Origin of the sequence: Kitasatospora sp. NPDC057940 (genome assembly GCF_042887425.1) — a bacterium.
Lineage (GTDB): Bacteria > Actinomycetota > Actinomycetes > Streptomycetales > Streptomycetaceae > Kitasatospora.
Window position 1 is genome coordinate 154,650 of the sequence record NZ_JBHVPH010000002.1, and the last position, 20,171, is coordinate 174,820.

Below are 20,171 nucleotides of genomic sequence, written 5' to 3' on the forward strand. Positions count from 1 at the left end.
CACATCATGACGTCGCAGCGGACCCGGCCGAATCGACATCGGCCCGAACCTTCTTCTCGATCTTTTTCTCGGGGCCCTGCCGATCACTCGGGGACGGTGGGGGCGGCGGTGACGGCGACCGCGTTCGCTCCGACGATCACCAGCATGGCGAGCCAGGCCGCCGCACCGAGGTGCTGGTCGAGCACGACGAGGCCGATCAGCGCGGCGAAGACCGGGTTGACGCTCATGAACACGCCGAAGAACTGCGTGGGCACCCGCCGCAGCGCCAGCAGGTCGGCCAGGAAGGGCAGGGCCGAGGACAGCACTCCGGCGGCCAGCGCGCAGGCCAGGGCGGCGGCGGTCGGGGGACGGAGGCACAGCGCCACGATGCCGACGGGAAGGTAGAGCGCCCCCGAGAGCGCGGCGGCGGCGGCCGAGCCCTCCAGCCCGGGCAGGCGGCGGCCGACGACCCGGTTGAGCAGGATGTAGCCGGCCCAGCACACCGCCGCGAGCAGGGCCAGGGCGATGCCCGGGTAGTCGGTGGAGGGCGAGGGCCGGGCCAGGACGACCACCGCGGCCGCGGCGGCCACCGCGCACAGGGCGTCGAGGCGCCGGCGCGAGCCGGCCAGGGCCACCGCGAGCGGACCGAGGAACTCCAGGGTGACGGCCAGCCCGAGCCCGATGCGGTCGATGGCCGTGTAGAGGGACAGGTTCATCACGGCGAACACCACCGCGAGCCCGAGGACCGGACGCCACTGCGCCGCCGTGAACGACCGCGGCCGCGGCCTGCCGACCGCCCACAGCGCCCCGGCGGCCACCCACTGGCGGACGGCCACCACGCCCACGGGGCCGATCACCGGGAAGGCGAGCGCCGCCATCGAGGCTCCGGTCTGGTTGGACAGGCCGGAGCCCAGCATCAGCGCCACCCCGGCCAGGCGCCCGTCGCCCTGGGCGGTGACGCCGTCGTGAGAACTCTTCAGCTCCATGTCCTCCACGGTGGAGCCGGCGCAGCCATACGCAAAATGCATTCATCGACCCATTGATACGCTGGGCGTATGGATGAGCGACGGCAGAGTCCCGCCGATCTGGAACTGAAGCACCTGCGCTGCCTGGTCGCCATCATCGACACCGGCAGCTTCACCGACGCCGGCCCCGAGCTGGGCCTCTCCCAGGCCGCCGTCTCCCGCAACCTGCACGCCCTGGAACAGTTCCTCGGGGTGCGGCTGCTGCACCGCACCAGCCGCACCATCGCGCCCACACCGGCCGGCGTACGGGTCCTCGCCCGCGCCCGCGTCCTGCTCGCCGGCGCCGACGAACTGGTCGCGGAAGCGACCGCTGGCCACGCCCTACTCCACCTCGGCCACGCCTGGTCCGCCTTCGGCCGCCACACCACCGACTTCCAGCGCCGCTGGCACGAGCGCCACCCCGAGGTCGAGCTCCGCCTCGTCCGCCACAACTCCCCCACCGGCGGACTGGCCGAAGGCATGTGCGACCTCGCCGTCGTCCGCGCCCCGCTCGACCTGAAGCCCTGGTCACACGCCCTCATCGGCCACGAACACCGCATCGTCGCGCTCGCCTCCGACGACCCGTGGGCCCGCCGGCGCAGCATCCGCCTCGACGAGATCCCCGCCCGCACCCTCGCCATCGACCGCCGGACCGGCACCACCGCCCTGAACCTGTGGCCCGAGGACCAGCGGCCCGCCGTCATCTACACCCAGGACATCGACGACTGGCTCGCCGCCATCGCCACCAGCCGCTGCATCGGCGTCACGCCCCAGGCCACCGCCGCCCAGTACCGCCGCGACGGCATCGTCTACCGCCCCCTGCGCAACGCCGCCCCCGTCCCCGTCCACCTCATCTGGCGCCGCCAGGACCCCCACCCCGCAACCCACGCCGCAGTCGCCCTCGCCCTCGACCTCTACCGCGAGAAGCCCAACTCCCCGCCGCCCCCACGGAGCCGCCGCTGATCAGCCGAGGTAGGGGGACGCCTCGTTCCGGAAGCCGTGGGCGAGCCGCAGCCTGGTCGTCGGGGCCATGTCCAGCGCTTCCAGATCCTCGCGCGGCACCCACCGGACCTCGAACGACTCGGAGCTGGCGCTCAGTTCGCCACCGACCGGCCGCGCCCGGAAGCACAGGGAGAACTCCTGCCGGACCTCCCCGTCGGAGAACTCGATGACGTGGCCGGGGTCACTGTACGTACCGACGAGACCGGTGACCTCAACCTCGATACCCGTCTCCTCCCACACCTCCCGGACAACGGCCCCCGGAAGGTCCTCACCGATCTCAAGAACTCCGCCCGGCATCCCCCACCGGCCGTTGTCGGAACGCCTCTCCAGCAGGAGTTCGCCCCGGTCGCTCACCACGAACGCGGTGACGGCGGGAACGATCCGCTGGGCCTTCGGGGCGTTGGGGTCGTCGAAGTAGTCGGTACGGCTCACGATGCCTGCCTTGGTAGGGGAACAGCACTCGCCCAGACCTTTTCGAAGCTGTGCTGGTAGGTCAAGGCCAGCTGGGCGCCGGCAACACGCCTCAGATGGAGCACCGGAGCGAGAGGGGCGCTCACCCCGTAGATCTGGGTGTTGACGAGCACCTCGTCGTCGAACCTGTACAGGGAGTTGTGCAGCGTGGACCGGTGGGCCCGGAACTCGATGCCGGGCGTCCCGTAGAGCGGCCGGTAGAGCTTCATCACCTCGCGCACCTTGTAGGCGACGCCCGCGCCGATCTCTTCCTCCTCTCCCCGCCGGGCGACCTCCGGGCTGTCCGGGTCACCCAGGAGCATACGGACGCGAACCCCCGATCGCGCCCGCTCGGCGAGGATTCGATGCCATCGCGGGTTCTCAGCGAGGTGCACGCCGGCGTGGACCAAGACCCCGATCTCGATGGTGGCGCGCTCGGCGAACTGCAGCCACAAGTCCGGTGGCACGGACGAACGGTGGGGGTAGACGTGGACGATCTCAGCGTCGGCCTCGTCCAGGCGCTGCGTCTCGGACTTCGCGTCCGGCCAGAGGTAGTCCTCATCGATCTGCAGCTTGGCCGCCGCCGCCTGCCGGTGTCGCCGGTACGGTTCGCGGTTCTTGAGGATCCAGCGCTCCACGGTCTTGGCGTCCACTCCGCAGTGCTCCGCCAATCCCTTCTCGGTGACCCCTCGGATGACGAGAGCCGACCGGAGACGTTCGTTCGCCATCGCGCTCCCGGGTGGGACGTCTTGGGACGTACTGAGGCCTCTGGACGATACAGAGGACGTCCCAAGACGTCCAGCTCAGCTCTGATCATGTCCTGTGTCCTCCAGGCATTCTGATTCCCGACCAGCTCGGACAGTTGAATCGGCTCTCCCGCTGTGCGACTCGTGCATGTACGTCGTGTGTGCTTCGCGTCCGCAGCCACCCAGCTCCTCTGCCCCACCCATCCGACAGCAACTCCGCCCCAGCTCATCAGGGGCGAGGTGCCCGCATCCACACCGGTCTGGGTCCGTCCATGCGTTGCCAGCCCGCTTGCCGGGCCCCACGCGGACGTACGACAACCGGACTCACTCCGACCTCCCGACAGCGGAGGACTACGAGGAAGACGTATGGAGATGACTGAACACGCTCCCCCGCAGCACACGGTGGTGATCGCCTCCGGTGGACTGGACAGCACCACCGTCGCCTACTGGCTCGCCGACGCCGGCAGTCGGCTCACGCTGCTCTCCTTCGACTACGGGCAGCGCCATCGGAAGGAACTCGACTTCGCACAGCGGGCCGCCGGCCGCCTCGGTGCACGCCACGAGGTAGTCGACCTGAGCGGGCTCGGCCGCCTGCTGGCGGGCTCGGCGCTGACGGACCCGGCTGTCAAAGTGCCCGACGGCCATTACACCGCCGAGAGTATGCGCAGCACCGTGGTACCGAACCGGAACGCGATCATGCTCTCGATCGCTGTGGGTACGGCGGTCGCTGCGGGAGCGGATGCGGTGGCGTTCGGCGCCCATGCCGGCGACCACGCCGTCTACCCGGACTGCCGCACCGAGTTCTTCGACGTGTTCGCCGAGGTCGCCCGGGTCGGCAACGAGGGGTTCATCGCCGAGGGCTTCCGGCTGCTGGCGCCGTTCATCGACCAGACGAAGGCGGACATCGTGAGGGTCGCCGGTCAGGTCGGTGTGCCGTTCGCGGACACCTGGTCGTGCTACCGCGGCGGTGAGCTGCACTGCGGGACGTGCGGGACGTGCGCCGAGCGGATCGAGGCGTTCGTGCTCGCCGGGATCGAGGACCCCACCGAGTACGCCACCGCGCCAACGGGGGTGGCCCGATGAACGGCGTCGTCGTGCCCGGCCGGCACCGGATCGGGAAGACGTTCCGGTTCGAGGCGGCCCACTCCCTGCCCGACCTGCCGGAGGGGCACCAGTGCGCGCGGATGCACGGCCACTCCTACGCGGTGGAGTTCGTCCTCACCGCCGACCGGCTGGTGCCGCCCGGCTTCGTCACGGACTTCGGCGACCTCACCCCGGTGAAGAAGCTCATCGACACCACCCTCGACCACCGGACGCTGAACGACATCCTGCCGGTCGCGCCAACGTCGGAGAACCTCGCCGCCTGGCTGGCCGGCTGGTTCGTGGAGCACGTGGAGCCCTCGCTGCCGGGCCGGCTGGCGTCGGTGCGGGTGTCGGAAACGGCGAGCAGCTGGGCCGAGTTCGTGCTGGAGGAGCGGTGAGCGTTCTGGGCGGTGAGGTCGCCGGCGGCAAGAGCCTGTTGGTGGCGGAGTGCTTCGGACCGACGTTCCAGGGCGAGGGCCCCAGCATCGGGCAGCAGTCCCTGTTCGTCCGGCTGTCGCGGTGCAACCTGCACTGCCCCGGGTGCGACACCCCGGAGACGTGGGACTGGAGCCGGTTCGACCCGCGCGAGGTGTCCACGCGGCACGGCGTGGAGGACCTGGCAGCGTGGGTGATGGCCCGCTCACCGCGGCTGGTGGTGGTCACCGGCGGTGAGCCGCTCCTCCAGCAGCCCCAGCTCGTCGACCTGGTGCAGTTGCTGTCGAGGCGGCGGGTAGAGGTGGAGACGAACGGCACCGTCGTCCCGCGGCCGGAGCTGGTCGAGTCGGTCGCGGCGTTCAACGTGTCGCCGAAACTGGAGGCCTTCGCCGCGTCCGGGGACCGACGGATCGTCCCGGAGGCGCTGGCGGCGCTGGCGGCCTGCAGCAGGGCTCGGTTCAAGTTCGTCGTCCACAAGGCCGCCCAGCTCGACGAAGTCGCCTCCCTGGTCGAGACGTTCTCGCTTCCCGACGTCTGGATCATGCCGGAAGGAACGAGCAGCGAGAGGGTCCTCGGCGGAATGCGGGAGCTGGCGGACGAAGTCCTGGAGCGCGGTTGGAACCTCACCCCGCGACTGCACACGCTGCTCTGGGAGGACGAGCGTGGCCGGTGAGGACAACAAGGCGCCTGGACGGCGCGGTCGTTCCGACTCCCCGAGGCCGCGCGTGTTGGGTAGCGGCCAAGTACTTGGTGCGGAGGAGAGCGGGATCCTGCATGCCGTCCAGGCACGACCTACTATAGCCAACTCCCGCTCCCCGCGCGCCCATTCGCTGATGCCGTTCCTCGTCGAACCCCGTCACCTCAAAGCCGCCGCACGGGCCTGTATGCGCCGGGCCGGATCACCGGGCGCCGACGGAATGAGCTGGGCACAGTTCCGGCAGGGCATGGACGGCCGGCTGGAGGCTTTGGCCGAGCACCTGCGGACGGGCTCCTGGACGCCGGGTCCGCTGCGCGAGGTGGCGATCACCACGTACACCGGCAAGACGATCCCCTCGGTGATCCCGACGGTGACCGACCGGGTCGTCCAGCGGGCGATGCGGGGGGCGGTCGAGCCGGTACTGGAGCAGCGGGCGTTCGCCGACTGGGTCTCGGGCTACCGGACCGGGCGGAACCGGATCACGGCGCTGCGCGACTCCGACCGGTACCTGCGGGAGGGCTTCCGGTGGGTGGCGGACGTGGACGTGCGTCGGGTGTCGGAGGGGTCGAGCGCGGCCGAGGTCACCGACTGGCTGGCCGAGCACGTGGCGGACGGCTCCTTCCTACGCCTGTTCGAGCGGGTGCTGGAGCCGCTGCCGTGTCCGCTCGTCCCGGGCACGGCGCTCGCGCCCCTGCTGATCAACCTGCGCCTTTCCCGCGCGGACGCACGGCTGACGGGGCTGCGAACGGTGCGGTTCGCGGACAACTACTGCGTCTTCTGCGACAGCACCGAGCAGGCCGACGAGGCCCTCGGAGCCATCACCGGGGCATTGGCACGCTGCGGGCTGCGCCCCAACCTCGCCAAGTCCAAGGTCTGGACCGGCGTGAACGCCGAAGACCTGTTCCTGATCGCCGGATGAAGAGGACAGCGATGACGACGAACCTGGCCGGCCACGCACTCGTGTGGGTGCCTGTGCCGGGCGGTGTGTGCCTGTTCGGCGACCGGCAGAAGCCATTGCGGGTGGTCGACCTGGAATGGACGGCGACGCCCGTCACGCCCGCCCAGCTCGGGCTCGCCCCGGACCACCGGCCGCTGGTCGGGGTCGCCCACGCGCAGGCGGCCCGGATCGCCGCCGACCTGGGCGGCCGACTGCCGCTGTCGAAGGAATGGGAGTGGGCGGCCTCCGGCACCGAACGCCGCCGGTACCCGTGGGGCGAGGAGGAGCCGGCCGAGGGACGGGCGAACCTGCGCGACTCCTGCGGACGGCTCACCCCGGTCAGCTCCCACCCCCAGGGTCGGACCCCGACCGGCCTGTGGGACATGGCGGGCAATTGCTGGGAGTGGACCGCCTCGAACACCATCGGCGATGGTTTCGTGATTCGCGGCGGTTCCTACAACTCCCTGCCGCTGTACGCCCGGTGCACGTTCCTGAACGCCGCACCGGCCGAGTCGACCTCGGCGGGCATCGGCTTCCGGGTGGTGCGAGCGGCGTGATCGGCGACCTCGTGATCGCGGGCTGCTCGCGCCGCAAGGCGCCGGGGACCGGTCTCCTGCCCGCCCTGAAGCGGTACGCCGGAGGCATCGCCCCTCAGCTGAACGCCCGCTTCGCCGCTTACCCGCAAGCCCGCAGCCGGATCCGCTTCCTGTCCGCCGCCTACGGCCTGGTCCATGCGGACGACCTGATCGCCTCGTACGACCAGCGTCTCGGCTCCGACCGGGTCGAGGGGCTGCGCCTGATCGTGGACAGGCAGCTGCGGCGCGACTTCGCCGCCAATGGTGTCCCCCAACGGGTGCTGCTGGTCCTCGAACCCGACTACCTGGTCCTGCTCGCCGATCTCCTGGCCCTGCCGGAGCGCCCAGCTCTGCACTGGATCTCCGACCCTCGCGGCTGGCCCCAGGCCGCCGCCGTGCTCGACGAATGGAGGTGGCCGTGATGCGCAGCCTTGCGGACACGCTCAAGACCCTGGCCAACGCCCACCAGTACTTCACGACCGGGTTCACCACACGCACCAGTCTGGGCTGGCACCAGCCGACCCCTGCGTGTGCCGCCACCGGCCGGGCGCTGTCGGTCGTGATTCCGGCCCGCAATACCGCCTACGCCTTGCCGTCGGTACTGGACGCGCTAGCTGCCCAGCAGCACGCCGCCGACGTAGAGGTGATCCTGGTGGACGACGCCTCCACGGACGCGACGTTCGACATCGCCCGCCGCCACCCGGCGGTCACCACCGCGGTGCGCCTGGCTGAGCAGCGCGGCTCGGCGGCGGCGCGCAACACCGGTGCCCGCCTCGCCCAGGCTCCGACCGTCCTGTTCGTCGACGCGGACATGGTGCTGCCTTCGCACGTTTTCGCCGACGTCGCGGCGCGTGCCGCTGGCGACACCGTGCTGACCGGGTTTCGGCACAACGTCACCTACCAAGCGTTGCCCTGCGGCGGGCCGCTGCTGCCTGAGGGGCCTCCGCTCCTCGCGGCCGATCACCGCGTCACCTGGACGCCTCCGGTGGGCAAGGCACTACCGTACTCGGGCATCACGCTCACCGAGGAACTGGACGGGCGCCCGCTGGATGCCACCAACGACTTCCAGAACCTCGGGTACGGGCGGTTCTACTACGACTGGGACCTGCCGAGGATGGCCGTCACCGCGCTGCTCGCCGTTCCGCGCGAGCAGCTGGTGGACGTCGGCGGCTTCGACGAGGAATTCGGAGCGCGGGGCTGGGGCATGGAGGACACCCACCTCGGTGCGGCCCTGATCGCCACCGGATGCCTCGTCATCCCGCTGCGTCAAGCCGTCGGCTTCCACCTCGACCCGCCGGACGCCGCCGCCCAGTGGCAGACCAAGCTCGCCTCCTGGCCCGCAACACTCGCCCACTACCGCCACCTGCTCTCGCTGCCAACACCCACCGGGCGCGATCACGCCTTCGCCACCGCCGCCGACAAGCACCTGACAGACGCTGAGGTGATCACCCGATGATCCGCGCATTCGCCGTAGCCACATTCGACAGCACCACCGTCGTGCACGACCCGGCGGTCGGCACCAACCACCTTCCGCCCCAGCCGATCCCCGCCGGCTGCATCGCCTTGGACGACCAGCAGGTGGCCGCCTGGCCCGAGGCCGCCCCCTCCACGCTCGCGCTCGAATACCCGCTGAGCATGTGCTGGTCTCCGATCGTGCGCTGCAACCTGGACTGCCCGCAGTGCCTCGACGACAAGAGCGTGCGCGAGTCCACCGCGGCCGAGCGGCGCATTCTCGCCGGCCACATCGCCGCCTCGGGGATCCTGGGCGTGGACATCTCCGGCGGCGAGCCGCTGCTGCTGCGTGACCTGCCCGACCTCGCCCTCGCGATCCGCCGCCAGGGCACCAGCGTGGTCAGCTGCACCACCAACGGCTGGCACCTCGCCCGCCGCGCCGAGGAACTCGCCGACGCCCTCGACGCGATCCGCGTCTCCCTCGACGGCGCCACCGAGGCCACCCACGACACCTGGCGCGGCCAGGACAGCTACCGGCGCGCCGTCGCGGGCATCCGCGCCGCCGTCGACGAAGGCCTGTTCGTCCAGCTCCAGATGGTCCTCATGCAGTCCAACAAGCACGAGGCCCAGGAATTGCTGGACCGCGCCGCCCAACTCGGCGCCGGCGGAGTGACCTTCCTCCAGATGCTCCCCATCGGCTCCGGCGCCGCCCTCGCCGCCGAACAGATGCTCACCGACGAGCAGGCCCAGGAGACCGTCGCTCCGCTCACCGTCCCCGACGGCGTCCGGGTCCGGCTGCGCACCCGCACCAGCGCGGGCGGCTTCACCGTCCTGCGCGCCGACGGCTACGCCTGGCGCAACACCCGAGGCGCCACTGGCATCTCCGCGTCCGTCCCCGTCACCGGACCGGCCGACCTGTGCCTGCCCACCTCCGGGAGCACCTCGTGACCGACACCCCCTACGCCGAGCGGCGGGTATTCGCACAACGCGTGCCGTTTGCCCCGACGCACTACCAGTGCTTCGACGCGGCCCGGATGATCGCCGAGTCCGTCGTCGGGATCGACCAGGATGTCTCCTGCGTGATCGGCATCGCCTCCGGCGGGATCAAACCGGCCCGCCTCATGGCCGACTACCTCAAGGTGCCCTTCCACTCCGTCACCGCCAAGCACAACAAGAGCGACGCGCCGTTTCAGCAGGCCACCGGCAAGGTCGAGGTCCTGTTCGCGGACGCGCTGCCCGAGCGCTTCACCGGGACGGTACTCCTCGTCGACGACATCGCCGGCACCGGAGCGACGTTTGCCGCCGTCGCCGATGCGCTGAGCCACCGGCTCGACGACGACGCCGAGATCATGACGGCGGCGCTGTTCCGCAACCAAGGCTGTATGCATAAGCCCGATCGGTGGGCCTGGACCGTCAACGACTGGGTCGTTTTTCCCTGGGAGACACCGCACCACGGCCAGACCCACCCCGTCCCGACGCTGCGGTGGGTGAGCGCCCGGTGATCACCCGCCCCGCCGCCCGCGGTGTCCTGCTGGTCCTCATCTCCTGGACCCCGGACGCCCCGGCCGGCATCGAACGCGCGACGGCCGCGCTGGCCCTCGGCCTCGCCCAGAACGGCCACCGGCCCGTCATCGCCACCGCCGCACCCCAGCCCGAAAGCCCCGACCTCCCCGGCGTCACCATCGCTCGGCTTCGCCTCGACGACGTGCACTTCCCCTGCGACGACGACATGTTGCGCCGGGCCATCATTTACCAGGACACCACGCTGACCCGGCAGATCCGGGACCTGGTGACCGAGCACCGCATCGACACCGTCCTGTTCACCGACGCGCTGTGGGGGCTCGGCCGCCTGCGCGGCGACATCCCCGGCCACGTCCGCCGAACCCTCGCCGCCCACGTCAAGCCGCACCCCCTCGACGCCGGGCCCGCGCTCGCCCGCGCCAGCCGTGTCCTCGTGCCCTCTGCGGTCGTCCGCGACGAGCTGGCCGGCTGGGACCCACGCAACCTCCGCGTCGTCCCCAACGCGCTCCTACCCGACCCCGCCGTGGTCCCACCCACGCCGTCCCGGCGAGAGGAGCTGCGCCGCAGCGGCCCGGTGCGCATTCTCGCACGGCTCGGGCCTGAGAAAGGCGTGCTCGACCTGCTGAAGGCCGCCTCCGGATGGAGCCGACCGATCGAAGTGGCCCTCGCCGAGGCCGGATTCGAGGCCAACGCAGGGTCGCAGTCCAAGCTCCTCAACAGCTGCCGCAAGGCGGCCGCCCGCGCCCCGGGTGTCCACCTGCGCGGAGCGCTGGCCTGGGACGAGGTACTGCCCTGGCTCGCCGGAGCCGCCGTGGTGATCGTCCCCAGCCACAAGGAGACCTTCGGCCTGGTGGCGCTGGAGGCGATGAGCGTCGGCACCCCCGTCGTCGCCTACCGAGTCGGCAACCTGCCCGCCCTCATCGGCCCGACCGGCCACGGCGACCACCTCCTCGTCGACCACGACGAAGGCCCGGCCGCCCTCCACAGGGCGACACAAAGCCTTCTGGAAGATGACATACTGTACGCCGCGACTACACAGACCGTGTATCGGCGAGCGGCCCAGTTCAAGCCCCGCCGAATCGCTGACTTCTTCCTGGAAGCGGTGTCGTGATGCCCGAAACCCCAGCAACCCCTGCCCCGTTGCTGCTCGTCGACGGATTCAACCTACTGTGGGCCGGCACCTTCGGCTTCCCCGCACCGATCCACTCCCGCGACAAGAGCCGCGAATTGACCGGCCTGTTCGCCTTCTTCGCCCTGCTGCGCGCCGCAATCCGTGACGATGTCGACGTCGTGGAGCCCGAGGTCCTGGTCGTCTTCGACGGCGAGCACGGCTCCGCCGAGCGCACGGCCACCGACCAGGAGTACAAGGCGAACCGGGAGGCGACACCGGAGGCGCTCAAGCCGCTGCAGTTCCTCGCGCCGGTCAAGGACGGCCTGGACGCGCACGGGATCCGGTGGGCCGAGGTCGAGAACGCCGAGGCCGACGACGTCATCGCCACCCTCGCCACCCAGACGGCGGCCTCCCGGCCGGTCCTGATCATGTCGCGGGACATGGACTTCTACCAGCTCCTCGACGATCGCGTACGCATCCTCAACCGCTCCCGGAAGTCGGCCCAGCGGATCATCACCGCCGACGAGGTCGTCACCCGGTACGGTGTCACCCCCGCCCAGTGGCCGGCCTTCCGCGCCCTGACCGGCGACAAGTCCGACAACATCCCCGGTGTACATGGCGTCGGCCCAAAGGTCGCCTCCGCCCTGCTGCATGACGGCATGCGGCTGCGCGACCTGCCCGGCTCCGGACGGCTGACCGGCGCCAAGGGCACAGCAATCACCACAGCCTGGGCCGACGTGCTGCGTTGGGAGGCGATGATCACGGTGCGCCGCGACCTGGACGTGCCCATCGCCCCCAGCGGCCAGGCGAGCCCCCAGCTGCCGAAGCCCGCCGAGGTCGTCGAGAAGCTCGGGCTGTGGTGACCGGTTCCGTACCGGGCTCGGTCCTGGCCGCCTTCGCGCACCCCGACGACGCCGAGCTGTGGGCCGGCGCCACCCTCGCCCTCCACGCCAAGTACGCCGCCGTCACCATCGCCGTCCCGCACCGCGACGAAGTCCGCGACGCCGAGGCCCGCAAGGGCGCCGCCGCCCTCGGCGCCGACCTGCACCACGCACCCCGGCTCGACCACGCCTCCGTGCAGCAACTACTGCTGGAAAAGCGGCCGGACATCGTCATCACCCATCCGCTGGGCGACGTTCACCCCGAGCACCGGGCGGTGGCTGCCGTCGTGCTCGGGGCCGTCCCCGAGCCCCGGATCGCCACTGGCAGTCCGAACCGCTTCTACACCTGCGACACCTACAACTCCCTCACCCTCGACGGACCGGTGCACGCCGACGTGATCGTGGACGCCACCGCGACCTTCGACACCAAGATGGCCGCGCTGCGCGAGCACGCGAGCCAGCCGATCGAGCAGCACTTCGGGCCCATGGCCGAGAACCTCGGCCGACTCTGGGGCGCCCGCATCGGAACCCGGTACGCGGAGGCGTTCACCGCCGTGCCGATCCTCGGCTGCCTGCCGGGCGCCACCCACCTCTGACGCTTGGCTCCAGCAGCCCCTGTACCGTCAACTCACCCCAAGGGGACGACCATGACGTCCATACCCGAGCAATCCACGCGCCGGCCCGTCGACCGTCCGCGCGTCGAAGCGCTCGCCCGCGAGCTACTGCTCGCCCTCGGAGAAGACCCCGACCGCGACGGCCTCAAGGACACGCCCCGCCGGTTCGCCGACTGGTGGACCGAATTCCTCGACCACGACCCCGGCAGGCTCAACACCACCTTCCAGACACGCCAGTACGGCGACTTCGTCCTACTGACCGGCATCGAGGCATGGAGCATGTGCGAACACCACCTGCTCCCCTTCCGCCTCGACGTCTCCATCGCCTACGTACCGAACACCGACGTCCTCGGCCTGTCCAAGCTCGTACGGTACTTGGAGGCCCACACCCACGCCCTCCAGCTCCAGGAGCGCATCACCCACGACGTCGCCCACGACCTCGCCAAGGCCGCCGGCACCGACGACGTCGCCGTCTTCACCGTCGGCGATCACCTGTGCATGAGCATGCGCGGCGTCAAGGCCGCCACGGTCCGCACTACCACCATGTGCCGGCTCGGCCGCACCGAGAGCGACCCCGACCTGGCCACCCGAATCGAACGCCTCGCGCTCCCCGTCCGCGCGTAACCGCCTCCCGTCCTCAACGCACCAGGAACCGATCTTGCCTGTCCACACCTTCACCCTCACGGCCTCACTGGGCACCGACACGGCTGCGGCCGAGGTCTGGCAGCAGCTGAAGGCCTCTCCGCCCGTCGGCTGCACCTACGACTCCGAGGTCTTCACCCAGACCCCCGGACTGCGCTGCGAGCGTGAGGCACCCACCCGGCTGGAGGGCGTCTTCGCCGTCGTCGGCGAGGTCCACACCACCCACAGCCTCCTCCTCGACGACCTGGGAGTGGAGAAGCTCTCCGAGTGGATCGGCGACGGTGAGGACAAGCCCGACAGCCTCTCCGGGATCCATGCGCACGACACCGCCGCGCAAGCCCTGCTCCTGGCGATCGACCGACTTCGGCGTCTCGGCCACAGCGCCGACGGCATCAAGGCGTTCACGGACCTGGTCCTCGGCAGGCCTCGCACCACCTGATCACCAGGCCATGGACATACCGGCGGTGCCAAAACCAGCTCATCCGCCCGAATCGATGCCACGCTGAAGAAACTCAGCAGGCCCTCCGGGAAGTAACCCGCGTCAACGCTTCCAGGGCTGCTCACGGCGCTACCTGTGTGAGTCCCTCAAGAGCTGGTCAGCCACAGCGCTTTGTACTGGATCTCGGGGTGCCGGTGGTCTGCTGTGGCGAAGCCAGCCGGCCTGTGGCCGAAAGATCTGAGCAGGTCCTGCACTGTGTTCTGGTCTCGTTCCTCGTTGTAGACGCCGATGATCAATCGGCCGCTCGGGGCGACGACCTGGTTCAGCAGATGGGCCACATACGCACCGCACAGGTCTGCCGGCACATAGTCCAGACCAGTGCGGACGGCATCGAAGCGACGCGGCGGCTTCCAGCCCATCGCGTTGGCGGCCCAGATCCGATGCGCCCACTGCGGGCAGCGGGTTCGGGCGAGGTCGGCGAGGGCCGCGGAGATCTCCACTCCGTACGGTTCGATGACGGACCCGGCCTCGGCGGCCCAGTCGGTCAGGCTCTCCATCAGGTGCCCGTTGGCGCATCCGACGTCGAGGAAGGTTCCGCCGTGGGGCGGGAGCAGGTCGACGAGCAGGCCTCGGGCTTCTCGCCAACGTGTCTCGTCGCCGCTGTGGCCCGACTGGGCCCGCGGATTGCCGCCGTTGAGGTAAGCCGGTTCGATGACGTTCAGGACAGCGGCGTGCCACTCGGTGCCCGTGATCTCGCCCGCCTGGTAGGCGTCGTCGATGGGCACCAGATCGCGCCAGCCTCGCTCCTTCGCACTCGCGATGTCCTCAGCTTCGTGACCGCCCGGAGGGCGCGTGGTGGGGTCCATGCCTGATCCTTCCCTGTTCGGTGACGATGGTGCGATGGCAATACGGCTGACGTTCAGCCCTCGGCCCCCGCCTGCTGAAGCACCTCGCACGACCCAGCACCTCCACCGACTGACCGTCCGTACCCTGCCGGCCCTCCGACCACCGGAGTTGCTGCTGTCATGGCCACCACCCTCCCGCCCTCGCGGAAGTGACAGCGGCACCCCAGCAAGGCCGCCTCGCTATCCCAGGCACCGGAGGTGCTCAGGGCTGCTGGGACTTCTCACCACTCGGCCGCCGGCTGGACGACGGTGGGGCCGCCGCGGTGGACCGTGGCGACATGTTCGCGGGCCGGGGCGGGCAGCGCGTCGACACACCTCCGGGAGCAGGCGTTGACCAGCAGGGGCAGGACGTCGGTGGCGACCGGAAGGGAGATCCACACCTGCCACAGGTCCGCGAGCTCGACGTGCCGTGCGCAGATACTGCAGGACCGGACCGCCTCCGCTCCCCAGATGTTGGGGTCCAGGCGCTCGGGATCGTGCCGTGCCGCGTCCGGCGTTCTCGGCGCGAGCGACGGGAAGTGCGGGCGGTACTTGGAGTTGCCGTACAGCGCACGGCTGCTGACGGTGCTGCGGACCAGCTTCGGGCACCGCGTCAGCTCGTACGGGAGCCAGTGCAGGCGGTGGGAGGTATACGGGGTGAACTCCTCCAGACTCTCCATCGCGCCGATCTCCGGCGGGATCCGGACCAGGTTGCTGCCGTACAGCACCAGGTGCCGGACAGCGGTGAGCTTCGCGACGGTCGGTGGCAGGGTGATGACCTGGCGCCGTTCCTCGGCGGTGAGTTCGACCAAGGGCTTGAACACTTCGCGGCCGTCCACAGCCGCCTCTTCGATCAGGGCAAGGAGTCGCAACCAGCCCGGCGCCTCAGTGTCCTGGCGTTCAGGATGGAACGCCACGGGCGGCTGCGGAGTCGACTCGCCCGTCCCCAGGCACGCGCACCGATCCCGATCCGCCGTCTGTCCGACCGGGCCCACGGCCTCCGCCCAACAGTTCCCGAAAACGCGCGGGTCCCCACCCTCACTCATGATCCGCACCCTATCTTCCGTCCCATGGCGGTACGAGGCCTGGCAGCTTCCCCCAGCTGTGGCAGGCACGGCTACGGCAGGGGGCCGAGGTCGCCTTCGATGACGGTCTCCGTGATCAGGGGGCGCTCCCAGAGGGTGAGGAGTTCGTTCGCGAGGGCCATGATCGGGCGCAGGTCGTGGTCGCTCGGGGCCTCGATGGCGGCGGCCGACAAGCCGCGCGGGACGGCGCCGGCGTCGAGGAGGCAGCGCCAGTCCTCCGGGGTCAACTCAAGGAACTCCAGCCCGGTCAGCCGGGCGACCTCCCGGGGGTCGCTGAGCGCGCCGGGGCCGGCGTAGAGGGTGCGGAGCCGGGGCAGTCCGACGAGAGGGGTCAGACTGACCGGTTCGCCGCGCCACCCTCCGAGGGTCAGGACCTCCAGGTCGGGGTGGGCCGCCGCCTCGATGCTGTCGGGGGCCTCGCCGTGAAGCCTCGCCACCACTGACGTCAGGTTCCGGCTCCCGCCGGAGTACCAGGTCCGGTCCGGGTCCCGCACCAGGTCGGTGAGGGACTCGGCGAGCAGGCAGGCACCGACGCTCCGCTCGTGGTCGAGGACGATGAGCTGCCCGAGGTGGCCGCCAGGACCGGGGGTCAGGTCGACGACCACCAGGTCCCCGCTGCCGGTGTCACCGATGACGACCCACCCGGGCGAACCGACCAGGTCCTGCACGACGGCGTCGGGCGAGGTCACGCACGCCTCCGTCGCCGCGTGCTCCCAACGGAACGAGGAGCGCGAGCGGTCGGCGATGACGAGCCCGTCCAGGGAGTTCAGCTCGAAGCCGAGCGCGTCGCCGACGCGGTCGGACGCCTCCCAGCGTGCCTCGGCGTCCTCGTCGTTCTCCGTGTGTTCCCACCACCGCGCGGCGGTCACCCGGTAGAGCACCTTGATCTCCTCGGGCAGCGCCACACCCAAGCGGGCCTCCGCGGCGGCGATCTCCTTCTTGGTGGCGCCGGTCTCGTCGGGCATCCGCTCGCGCAGCGTCCGCTCCAGCGCCGCCAGGTCCACGGACGGGGCCGGCCTCGCCCCGGGCACCGGCTCGGGCAGGCGCCGCCACGGCTCGGGCACGGCGCCCTCGACCAGCGTGAGCGCGCCCGGGTGGGCGTTGCCGATGCCGGGGTCGACGGCCGGACCGTGGTCGAACAGGTGGAGCACTGCCCTCCCGCTCGGCGGGATCTCCGCGGCGAAGGCGACATCGCCGATCCCGGCCTCGGTGAGCGCGGTCCGGACGCGGTCGATCGCGTCGTGCACCTCCTGGTTGTCGGACACCAGCATGGCTCGCCCGGGCCCCGGGAACCGCATCCTCACCGGCACGCTCCACCCCTGCCTGCCGATCAGCCCCGCCACCTCGCCGCCCGGCACGGCGAGCGACTGCGCGTGGTCCGTCCGCAGGAGCCGCAGCAGGGGCTCCCAGGTCGCGAAGTCGTGCAGCGAGGACAGCGAAGACGACGGGGACGACGGGGACGACGGGAGCAACGAGGGCCTCCAGCGGATCCGGTGATCACGGCAGTGGCGATTATGACGCTCACCACCGACAGCCCGGCCGGCCCGGCCAACGGGAACGGCCGGACCGTGCCGCACCGCGCCGCACCGGACGCCGAAAGCACCTGGTCACCGCACCCGGGCCCTACCCGTGCTGCCCCAGTCCGTCGCGCAGCAGGGCGAAGGCCCGCTCGGCGGCCCGGACGGCCTCCGGGTAGTGGTCGTCGGCGGACGTGCCGTCGGCGAGGCGTTCCTGGTTCATGACCGCCAGTTCCCGCTGCACCACGATCACCTGGGTGGCGACGAGACGGGCGTCGAGCGGGTCGACGCCGGCCTCCAGCAGCGCCTCGGCCAGCTCGTCGCTGCCGCGTGCCGCGTAGCGGATCATCCGTGCCGCCAGGCTCTCGGTCTCGACGATCATGCGGAGGAAGGCCATCACCTCCGGGTCGTCGCACAGGCCGGTGTTCGGGTCGCGGCGCGCCAGGCCGTCGAGCACGGCCGCGCGCAGCGCCTCCAGCGGCGGCTGGCCGCCCGGCCGGGCGCGCACCGTCCGGGCCGCTTCGTTCTCGTGGTCGGCGAACCGCTGGAGTACGAGGTCTTCTTTCGTCGGGAAGTACGCGAAGAGGGTCCGGCGGGAGACCTCCGCTGCCTCCGCGATCTCGGTGATCGAGACCTGGTCGAAGCCCCGGTCGAGGAAGAGGCGGATCGCCGTCGCCGCGATCGTCTCCCGGGTGCGTTCCTTCTTGCGTTCCCGCAGGCCCATCTGCTGATTCATGCACTCAGTCTACCTTGTGGTAGACTGAGTGCAGAATTGCACCCAGTTCCGTCTTTCGGGAGGTCATCGTGCGAACCGAGGTCATCGTGGTGGGGGCGGGCCCGACCGGGCTGATGCTGGCCTACGAGCTGACGCTGGCCGGAGTGCCGGCCGTCGTCGTCGAGAAGCAGCGCACGCCCAGCACCCAGTCCCGGGCGGGCGGGCTCCAGCCGCGCACCGCCGAAGTGCTCGACCTGCGCGGGCTGCTGGAGCCGCTGCTCGCGCAGGGGCCGTCCGACAAGACCACCGGCGGGCACTTCGCCACCCTGCCGGTCGAGCTGGACTGCCGGCCCTGGCGCACCCGCTACCCCCACCCGGTCAACGTTCCGCAGGTCCGGCTGGAGGCCCACCTCGAACGGCTCCTCGGCGAGCAGGGCGTGCCAGTGCTCCGCGGCCACGAGGTGACGGCGGTCGCGCAGGACGCGGAGGGGGTCACGGTCGCGTGGCACGCGGACGGCGCCCCGGGCGGCAGCGACGCCCCCGACGGCGGTGAGGCCCGCGGCGACGGTGAGACCCGGGTCGGCGACGGTGAGACCCGGGGCGGCGACGGTGAGATCCGCGGCCGCTACCTCGTCGCGTGCGACGGCGGGCACAGCACGGTCCGCCGGCTGCTGGGCGTCCCCTTCCCCGGCCGGGAGCGCCGGATGTCCGCCGTGGCGGCCGACCTCACCCTCGCCTCCCGGTCCGAGGCGGTCCCCACCGAGCGCAAGCACTTCAGCCAGTACACCCGCGTGAGCGGCGGCTTCCACTCGATCCTGCACCCCATCGGCCCGGACCTGTACCGGATGCTGTTCGGCAGGCTCTCCGGACAGGGCCCGGACCGCGAGACGCCGGTCTCGGCCGACGAGGTCCGCGAGGCGCTGCACGCCGTGTACGGCCCCGACACCGAACTGGGCGAACTGCGCGCCGCCTCCCGGTTCGGCGACGCCGTGCGCCAGGTCGAGCGCTACCGCGAGGGCCGGGTGTTCTTCGCCGGGGACGCGGCGCACATCCACATGCCGATCGGCGGTCAGGGCGTCAACCTGGGCCTCCAGGACGCGGTCAACCTGGGCTGGAAGCTCGCCGCCGCGATCCGCGGCTGGGCGCCCGACGGCCTGCTCGACAGCTACCACGAGGAGCGGCACCCCGTCGCCGCGCGCGTGCTGCGCCACACCCGGGCCCAGGCCGTGATCATGAACCCCGGCGGGGACGAGGAGCTCGGCACGGTCCGCGAACTCGTGACCGAGCTGCTGGGCCTGCCCGACACCAACCGGTACGTCTCGGGCATGATGTCCGGCCTGGACCTCCGGTACCCCGGCGTCGGCCCCCGGCTGATCGACCTGGACCTGACCACCGAGGACGGCCCGACCCGGGCGAGCCGGCTGATGTGCTCCGGCCGGGGCCTGCTGCTCTCCCTCGACGGCAGGCGGCGGTCGGTCGGCGACCGGTCCGACCGGGTCGAGCACGTCATGGCGAAGACCGACGAGGACGTGCACGGCGCCGGCGCCCTCCTGGTCCGCCCCGACGGCTACCTCGCCTGGACCGACACCGACGGCACGCCGCTCGACACGGCCCTCGCCCGCTGGTTCGGCTGAGGCCCCGGCGGGTTCGTCGGTACGCCGTGGATCGTGGCGCACCGACGAACCCGCCATTCTTTCTGGAGCATTCGATCCAGATAGGCTACGGTGAAACCATGGCAAGGACCCGGGAGTTCGACACCGAGGCGGCGGTGAGCCGCGCGATGGAGCTGTTCTGGACGCGCGGCTACGAGGCGACCTCGGTACGCGACCTGACCCAGCACCTGGGGATCGGGCAGGGGTCCCTGTACGCGGCGTTCGGCGACAAGGCCGGCCTGTACCGGGCCGCGCTGGACCACTACCGCGCCACCCTCGCGGCGGATGCCCTGCGCAGCCTGGAGGAGGGGGCGGACGCCCGCTCGGCGATCCGCACGATGCTGATGGAGCGGGTCCGCATCGCCGCCGAACACGGCGGCCGGGGCTGTCTGGCGGTCAATGCCGCCTGCGAGCGCCTACCGGAGGACTCGTCGATCCGGCGCACCGTGCGGGACATGCAGGATGCCAGCCGGGACGCGCTCGCCGAGGTGCTGCGGGTCGCGGCGGAACGGGGTGAGATCGCGGCGCGACACGACCCGCAGAGCCTCGCCGCCTTCTTCGTCACCTTCCTCAACGGGCTACTGGTCTCCTCGAAGATCACACCGGACCCCGGCGCCCTCGCACCCGTCGTGGAGGTCGCGCTGACCGCCCTCGACTGATTTTTTCATGCCCGCAATCTGTATCGCACGATCCAGATAAGGGGTCGGACCCCGCAGTCGGCGCTCCAGTTCTGCTCCATCGAAATGCCCC

24 protein-coding genes are annotated in these 20,171 nt (G+C 71.1%); 17 read left to right on the plus strand and 7 right to left on the minus strand.

The genetic code is table 11. The features are described 5' to 3' along the window. Positions 1–83: 83 nt before the first annotated feature. Positions 84–896 carry a DMT family transporter gene (locus tag ACFVTF_RS04185; protein ID WP_387809582.1) on the minus strand — a complete coding sequence of 271 codons (813 nt, stop codon included), beginning with the start codon at positions 894–896 and terminating at the stop codon, positions 84–86. A gap of 138 nt (positions 897–1,034) precedes the next feature. On the opposite strand from ACFVTF_RS04185, the gene ACFVTF_RS04190 reads away from it, so the two are divergent. Continuing rightward, positions 1,035–1,946 (plus strand): LysR family transcriptional regulator, encoded by a 912-nt coding sequence (locus ACFVTF_RS04190; RefSeq protein ID WP_387808721.1) that lies wholly within the window; start codon positions 1,035–1,037, stop codon positions 1,944–1,946. On the opposite strand, the gene ACFVTF_RS04195 is transcribed toward ACFVTF_RS04190, so the two are convergent. Next, a complete protein-coding gene (locus tag ACFVTF_RS04195) occupies positions 1,947–2,417 on the minus strand; it encodes an NUDIX domain-containing protein (RefSeq protein ID WP_331745120.1) in 471 nt (156 codons plus the stop codon). Beyond that, entirely contained in the window at positions 2,414–3,163 is a 750-nt protein-coding gene (locus ACFVTF_RS04200; protein ID WP_331745118.1) for a helix-turn-helix transcriptional regulator, read from the minus strand. Before ACFVTF_RS04200 ends, ACFVTF_RS04195 begins: the two co-directional genes overlap by 4 nt. Positions 3,164–3,547: 384 nt before the next feature. Here ACFVTF_RS04200 and queC point away from each other — a divergent pair, with 384 nt between their 5' ends. The 14 genes from queC to ACFVTF_RS04270 all read left to right on the plus strand — a co-directional run bounded on the left by queC (position 3,548) and on the right by ACFVTF_RS04270 (position 13,568). Continuing rightward, on the plus strand, positions 3,548–4,264 hold the full coding sequence (gene queC, locus ACFVTF_RS04205; RefSeq protein ID WP_387808725.1) for a 7-cyano-7-deazaguanine synthase QueC: 717 nt from the start codon (positions 3,548–3,550) through the stop codon (positions 4,262–4,264). Next, positions 4,261–4,662, plus strand: a complete 402-nt coding sequence (locus ACFVTF_RS04210; RefSeq protein WP_387808728.1) for a 6-pyruvoyl tetrahydropterin synthase family protein — start codon at positions 4,261–4,263, stop codon at positions 4,660–4,662. Before queC ends, ACFVTF_RS04210 begins: the two co-directional genes overlap by 4 nt. Further along, positions 4,659–5,372, plus strand: coding sequence for a 7-carboxy-7-deazaguanine synthase QueE (locus ACFVTF_RS04215; protein ID WP_387808730.1), 714 nt, complete (start codon positions 4,659–4,661; stop codon positions 5,370–5,372). Before ACFVTF_RS04210 ends, ACFVTF_RS04215 begins: the two co-directional genes overlap by 4 nt. Positions 5,373–5,616: 244 nt before the next feature. Next, positions 5,617–6,315, plus strand: coding sequence for a reverse transcriptase domain-containing protein (locus ACFVTF_RS04220; protein ID WP_387808732.1), 699 nt, complete (start codon positions 5,617–5,619; stop codon positions 6,313–6,315). A gap of 11 nt (positions 6,316–6,326) precedes the next feature. Further along, entirely contained in the window at positions 6,327–6,890 is a 564-nt protein-coding gene (locus ACFVTF_RS04225) for an SUMF1/EgtB/PvdO family nonheme iron enzyme (protein ID WP_331745109.1), read from the plus strand. Continuing rightward, positions 6,887–7,330, plus strand: a complete 444-nt coding sequence (locus ACFVTF_RS04230; RefSeq protein ID WP_331745107.1) for a hypothetical protein — start codon at positions 6,887–6,889, stop codon at positions 7,328–7,330. Before ACFVTF_RS04225 ends, ACFVTF_RS04230 begins: the two co-directional genes overlap by 4 nt. Next, positions 7,315–8,364 carry a glycosyltransferase family 2 protein gene (locus ACFVTF_RS04235; RefSeq protein ID WP_387808738.1) on the plus strand — a complete coding sequence of 350 codons (1,050 nt, stop codon included), beginning with the start codon at positions 7,315–7,317 and terminating at the stop codon, positions 8,362–8,364. The genes ACFVTF_RS04230 and ACFVTF_RS04235 overlap by 16 nt, the downstream gene beginning before the upstream one ends. After that, on the plus strand, positions 8,361–9,308 hold the full coding sequence (locus ACFVTF_RS04240) for a radical SAM protein (protein WP_331745103.1): 948 nt from the start codon (positions 8,361–8,363) through the stop codon (positions 9,306–9,308). The genes ACFVTF_RS04235 and ACFVTF_RS04240 overlap by 4 nt, the downstream gene beginning before the upstream one ends. After that, on the plus strand, positions 9,305–9,862 hold the full coding sequence (locus ACFVTF_RS04245; protein ID WP_387808741.1) for a phosphoribosyltransferase: 558 nt from the start codon (positions 9,305–9,307) through the stop codon (positions 9,860–9,862). Before ACFVTF_RS04240 ends, ACFVTF_RS04245 begins: the two co-directional genes overlap by 4 nt. Next, a complete protein-coding gene (locus tag ACFVTF_RS04250; protein ID WP_331745100.1) occupies positions 9,859–10,992 on the plus strand; it encodes a glycosyltransferase family 4 protein in 1,134 nt (377 codons plus the stop codon). The genes ACFVTF_RS04245 and ACFVTF_RS04250 overlap by 4 nt, the downstream gene beginning before the upstream one ends. Continuing rightward, on the plus strand, positions 10,992–11,855 hold the full coding sequence (locus ACFVTF_RS04255) for a 5'-3' exonuclease H3TH domain-containing protein (protein ID WP_387808744.1): 864 nt from the start codon (positions 10,992–10,994) through the stop codon (positions 11,853–11,855). Before ACFVTF_RS04250 ends, ACFVTF_RS04255 begins: the two co-directional genes overlap by 1 nt. After that, entirely contained in the window at positions 11,852–12,469 is a 618-nt protein-coding gene (locus ACFVTF_RS04260; RefSeq protein ID WP_331745096.1) for a PIG-L family deacetylase, read from the plus strand. Before ACFVTF_RS04255 ends, ACFVTF_RS04260 begins: the two co-directional genes overlap by 4 nt. Before the next feature lie 51 nt (positions 12,470–12,520). After that, positions 12,521–13,111, plus strand: coding sequence for a GTP cyclohydrolase I FolE (gene folE / locus ACFVTF_RS04265; RefSeq protein ID WP_331745094.1), 591 nt, complete (start codon positions 12,521–12,523; stop codon positions 13,109–13,111). 34 nt (positions 13,112–13,145) lie between these two features. Beyond that, positions 13,146–13,568: a hypothetical protein gene (locus ACFVTF_RS04270; protein WP_331745092.1), complete on the plus strand. Its 423-nt coding sequence runs from the start codon at positions 13,146–13,148 to the stop codon at positions 13,566–13,568. A 146-nt stretch (positions 13,569–13,714) separates the two neighbouring features. Here ACFVTF_RS04270 and ACFVTF_RS04275 read toward each other — a convergent pair whose 3' ends face one another. From ACFVTF_RS04275 to ACFVTF_RS04290, 4 genes are all read right to left on the minus strand, one after another. Continuing rightward, positions 13,715–14,434, minus strand: coding sequence for a class I SAM-dependent methyltransferase (locus tag ACFVTF_RS04275; RefSeq protein ID WP_387808749.1), 720 nt, complete (start codon positions 14,432–14,434; stop codon positions 13,715–13,717). 260 nt (positions 14,435–14,694) lie between these two features. Next, the gene (locus tag ACFVTF_RS04280) at positions 14,695–15,291 is read right to left on the minus strand and encodes a leucine-rich repeat domain-containing protein (RefSeq protein ID WP_387808752.1); all 597 of its coding nucleotides are present in this window, start codon (positions 15,289–15,291) and stop codon (positions 14,695–14,697) included. Positions 15,292–15,569: 278 nt separating this feature from the next. Then, positions 15,570–16,973, minus strand: a complete 1,404-nt coding sequence (locus ACFVTF_RS04285) for an SMI1/KNR4 family protein (protein WP_387809584.1) — start codon at positions 16,971–16,973, stop codon at positions 15,570–15,572. A gap of 187 nt (positions 16,974–17,160) precedes the next feature. After that, positions 17,161–17,790, minus strand: a complete 630-nt coding sequence (locus tag ACFVTF_RS04290) for a TetR family transcriptional regulator (RefSeq protein WP_387808755.1) — start codon at positions 17,788–17,790, stop codon at positions 17,161–17,163. 68 nt (positions 17,791–17,858) lie between these two features. Between ACFVTF_RS04290 and ACFVTF_RS04295 the strand changes: the two genes are divergently transcribed. Then, positions 17,859–19,403 (plus strand): FAD-dependent monooxygenase, encoded by a 1,545-nt coding sequence (locus ACFVTF_RS04295; RefSeq protein ID WP_387808757.1) that lies wholly within the window; start codon positions 17,859–17,861, stop codon positions 19,401–19,403. Positions 19,404–19,501: 98 nt separating this feature from the next. After that, a complete protein-coding gene (locus ACFVTF_RS04300; RefSeq protein WP_387808760.1) occupies positions 19,502–20,080 on the plus strand; it encodes a TetR/AcrR family transcriptional regulator in 579 nt (192 codons plus the stop codon). The last annotated feature ends 91 nt before the right edge of the window (positions 20,081–20,171 follow it).

Coding starts and splice junctions, on each gene's coding strand:
- ACFVTF_RS04190 (WP_387808721.1), top strand. CDS start 1,035: ATGGATGAGCGACGGCAGAGTCCCGCCGATCTGGAACTGAAGCACCTG.
- ACFVTF_RS04185 (WP_387809582.1), bottom strand. CDS start 896: ATGCTGGGCTCCGGCCTGTCCAACCAGACCGGAGCCTCGATGGCGGCG.
- ACFVTF_RS04290 (WP_387808755.1), bottom strand. CDS start 17,790: ATGAATCAGCAGATGGGCCTGCGGGAACGCAAGAAGGAACGCACCCGG.
- queC (WP_387808725.1), top strand. CDS start 3,548: ATGGAGATGACTGAACACGCTCCCCCGCAGCACACGGTGGTGATCGCC.
- ACFVTF_RS04225 (WP_331745109.1), top strand. CDS start 6,327: ATGACGACGAACCTGGCCGGCCACGCACTCGTGTGGGTGCCTGTGCCG.
- ACFVTF_RS04200 (WP_331745118.1), bottom strand. CDS start 3,163: ATGGCGAACGAACGTCTCCGGTCGGCTCTCGTCATCCGAGGGGTCACC.
- ACFVTF_RS04210 (WP_387808728.1), top strand. CDS start 4,261: ATGAACGGCGTCGTCGTGCCCGGCCGGCACCGGATCGGGAAGACGTTC.
- ACFVTF_RS04275 (WP_387808749.1), bottom strand. CDS start 14,434: ATGGACCCCACCACGCGCCCTCCGGGCGGTCACGAAGCTGAGGACATC.
- ACFVTF_RS04240 (WP_331745103.1), top strand. CDS start 8,361: ATGATCCGCGCATTCGCCGTAGCCACATTCGACAGCACCACCGTCGTG.
- folE (WP_331745094.1), top strand. CDS start 12,521: ATGACGTCCATACCCGAGCAATCCACGCGCCGGCCCGTCGACCGTCCG.
- ACFVTF_RS04235 (WP_387808738.1), top strand. CDS start 7,315: ATGGAGGTGGCCGTGATGCGCAGCCTTGCGGACACGCTCAAGACCCTG.
- ACFVTF_RS04300 (WP_387808760.1), top strand. CDS start 19,502: ATGGCAAGGACCCGGGAGTTCGACACCGAGGCGGCGGTGAGCCGCGCG.
- ACFVTF_RS04220 (WP_387808732.1), top strand. CDS start 5,617: ATGAGCTGGGCACAGTTCCGGCAGGGCATGGACGGCCGGCTGGAGGCT.
- ACFVTF_RS04255 (WP_387808744.1), top strand. CDS start 10,992: ATGCCCGAAACCCCAGCAACCCCTGCCCCGTTGCTGCTCGTCGACGGA.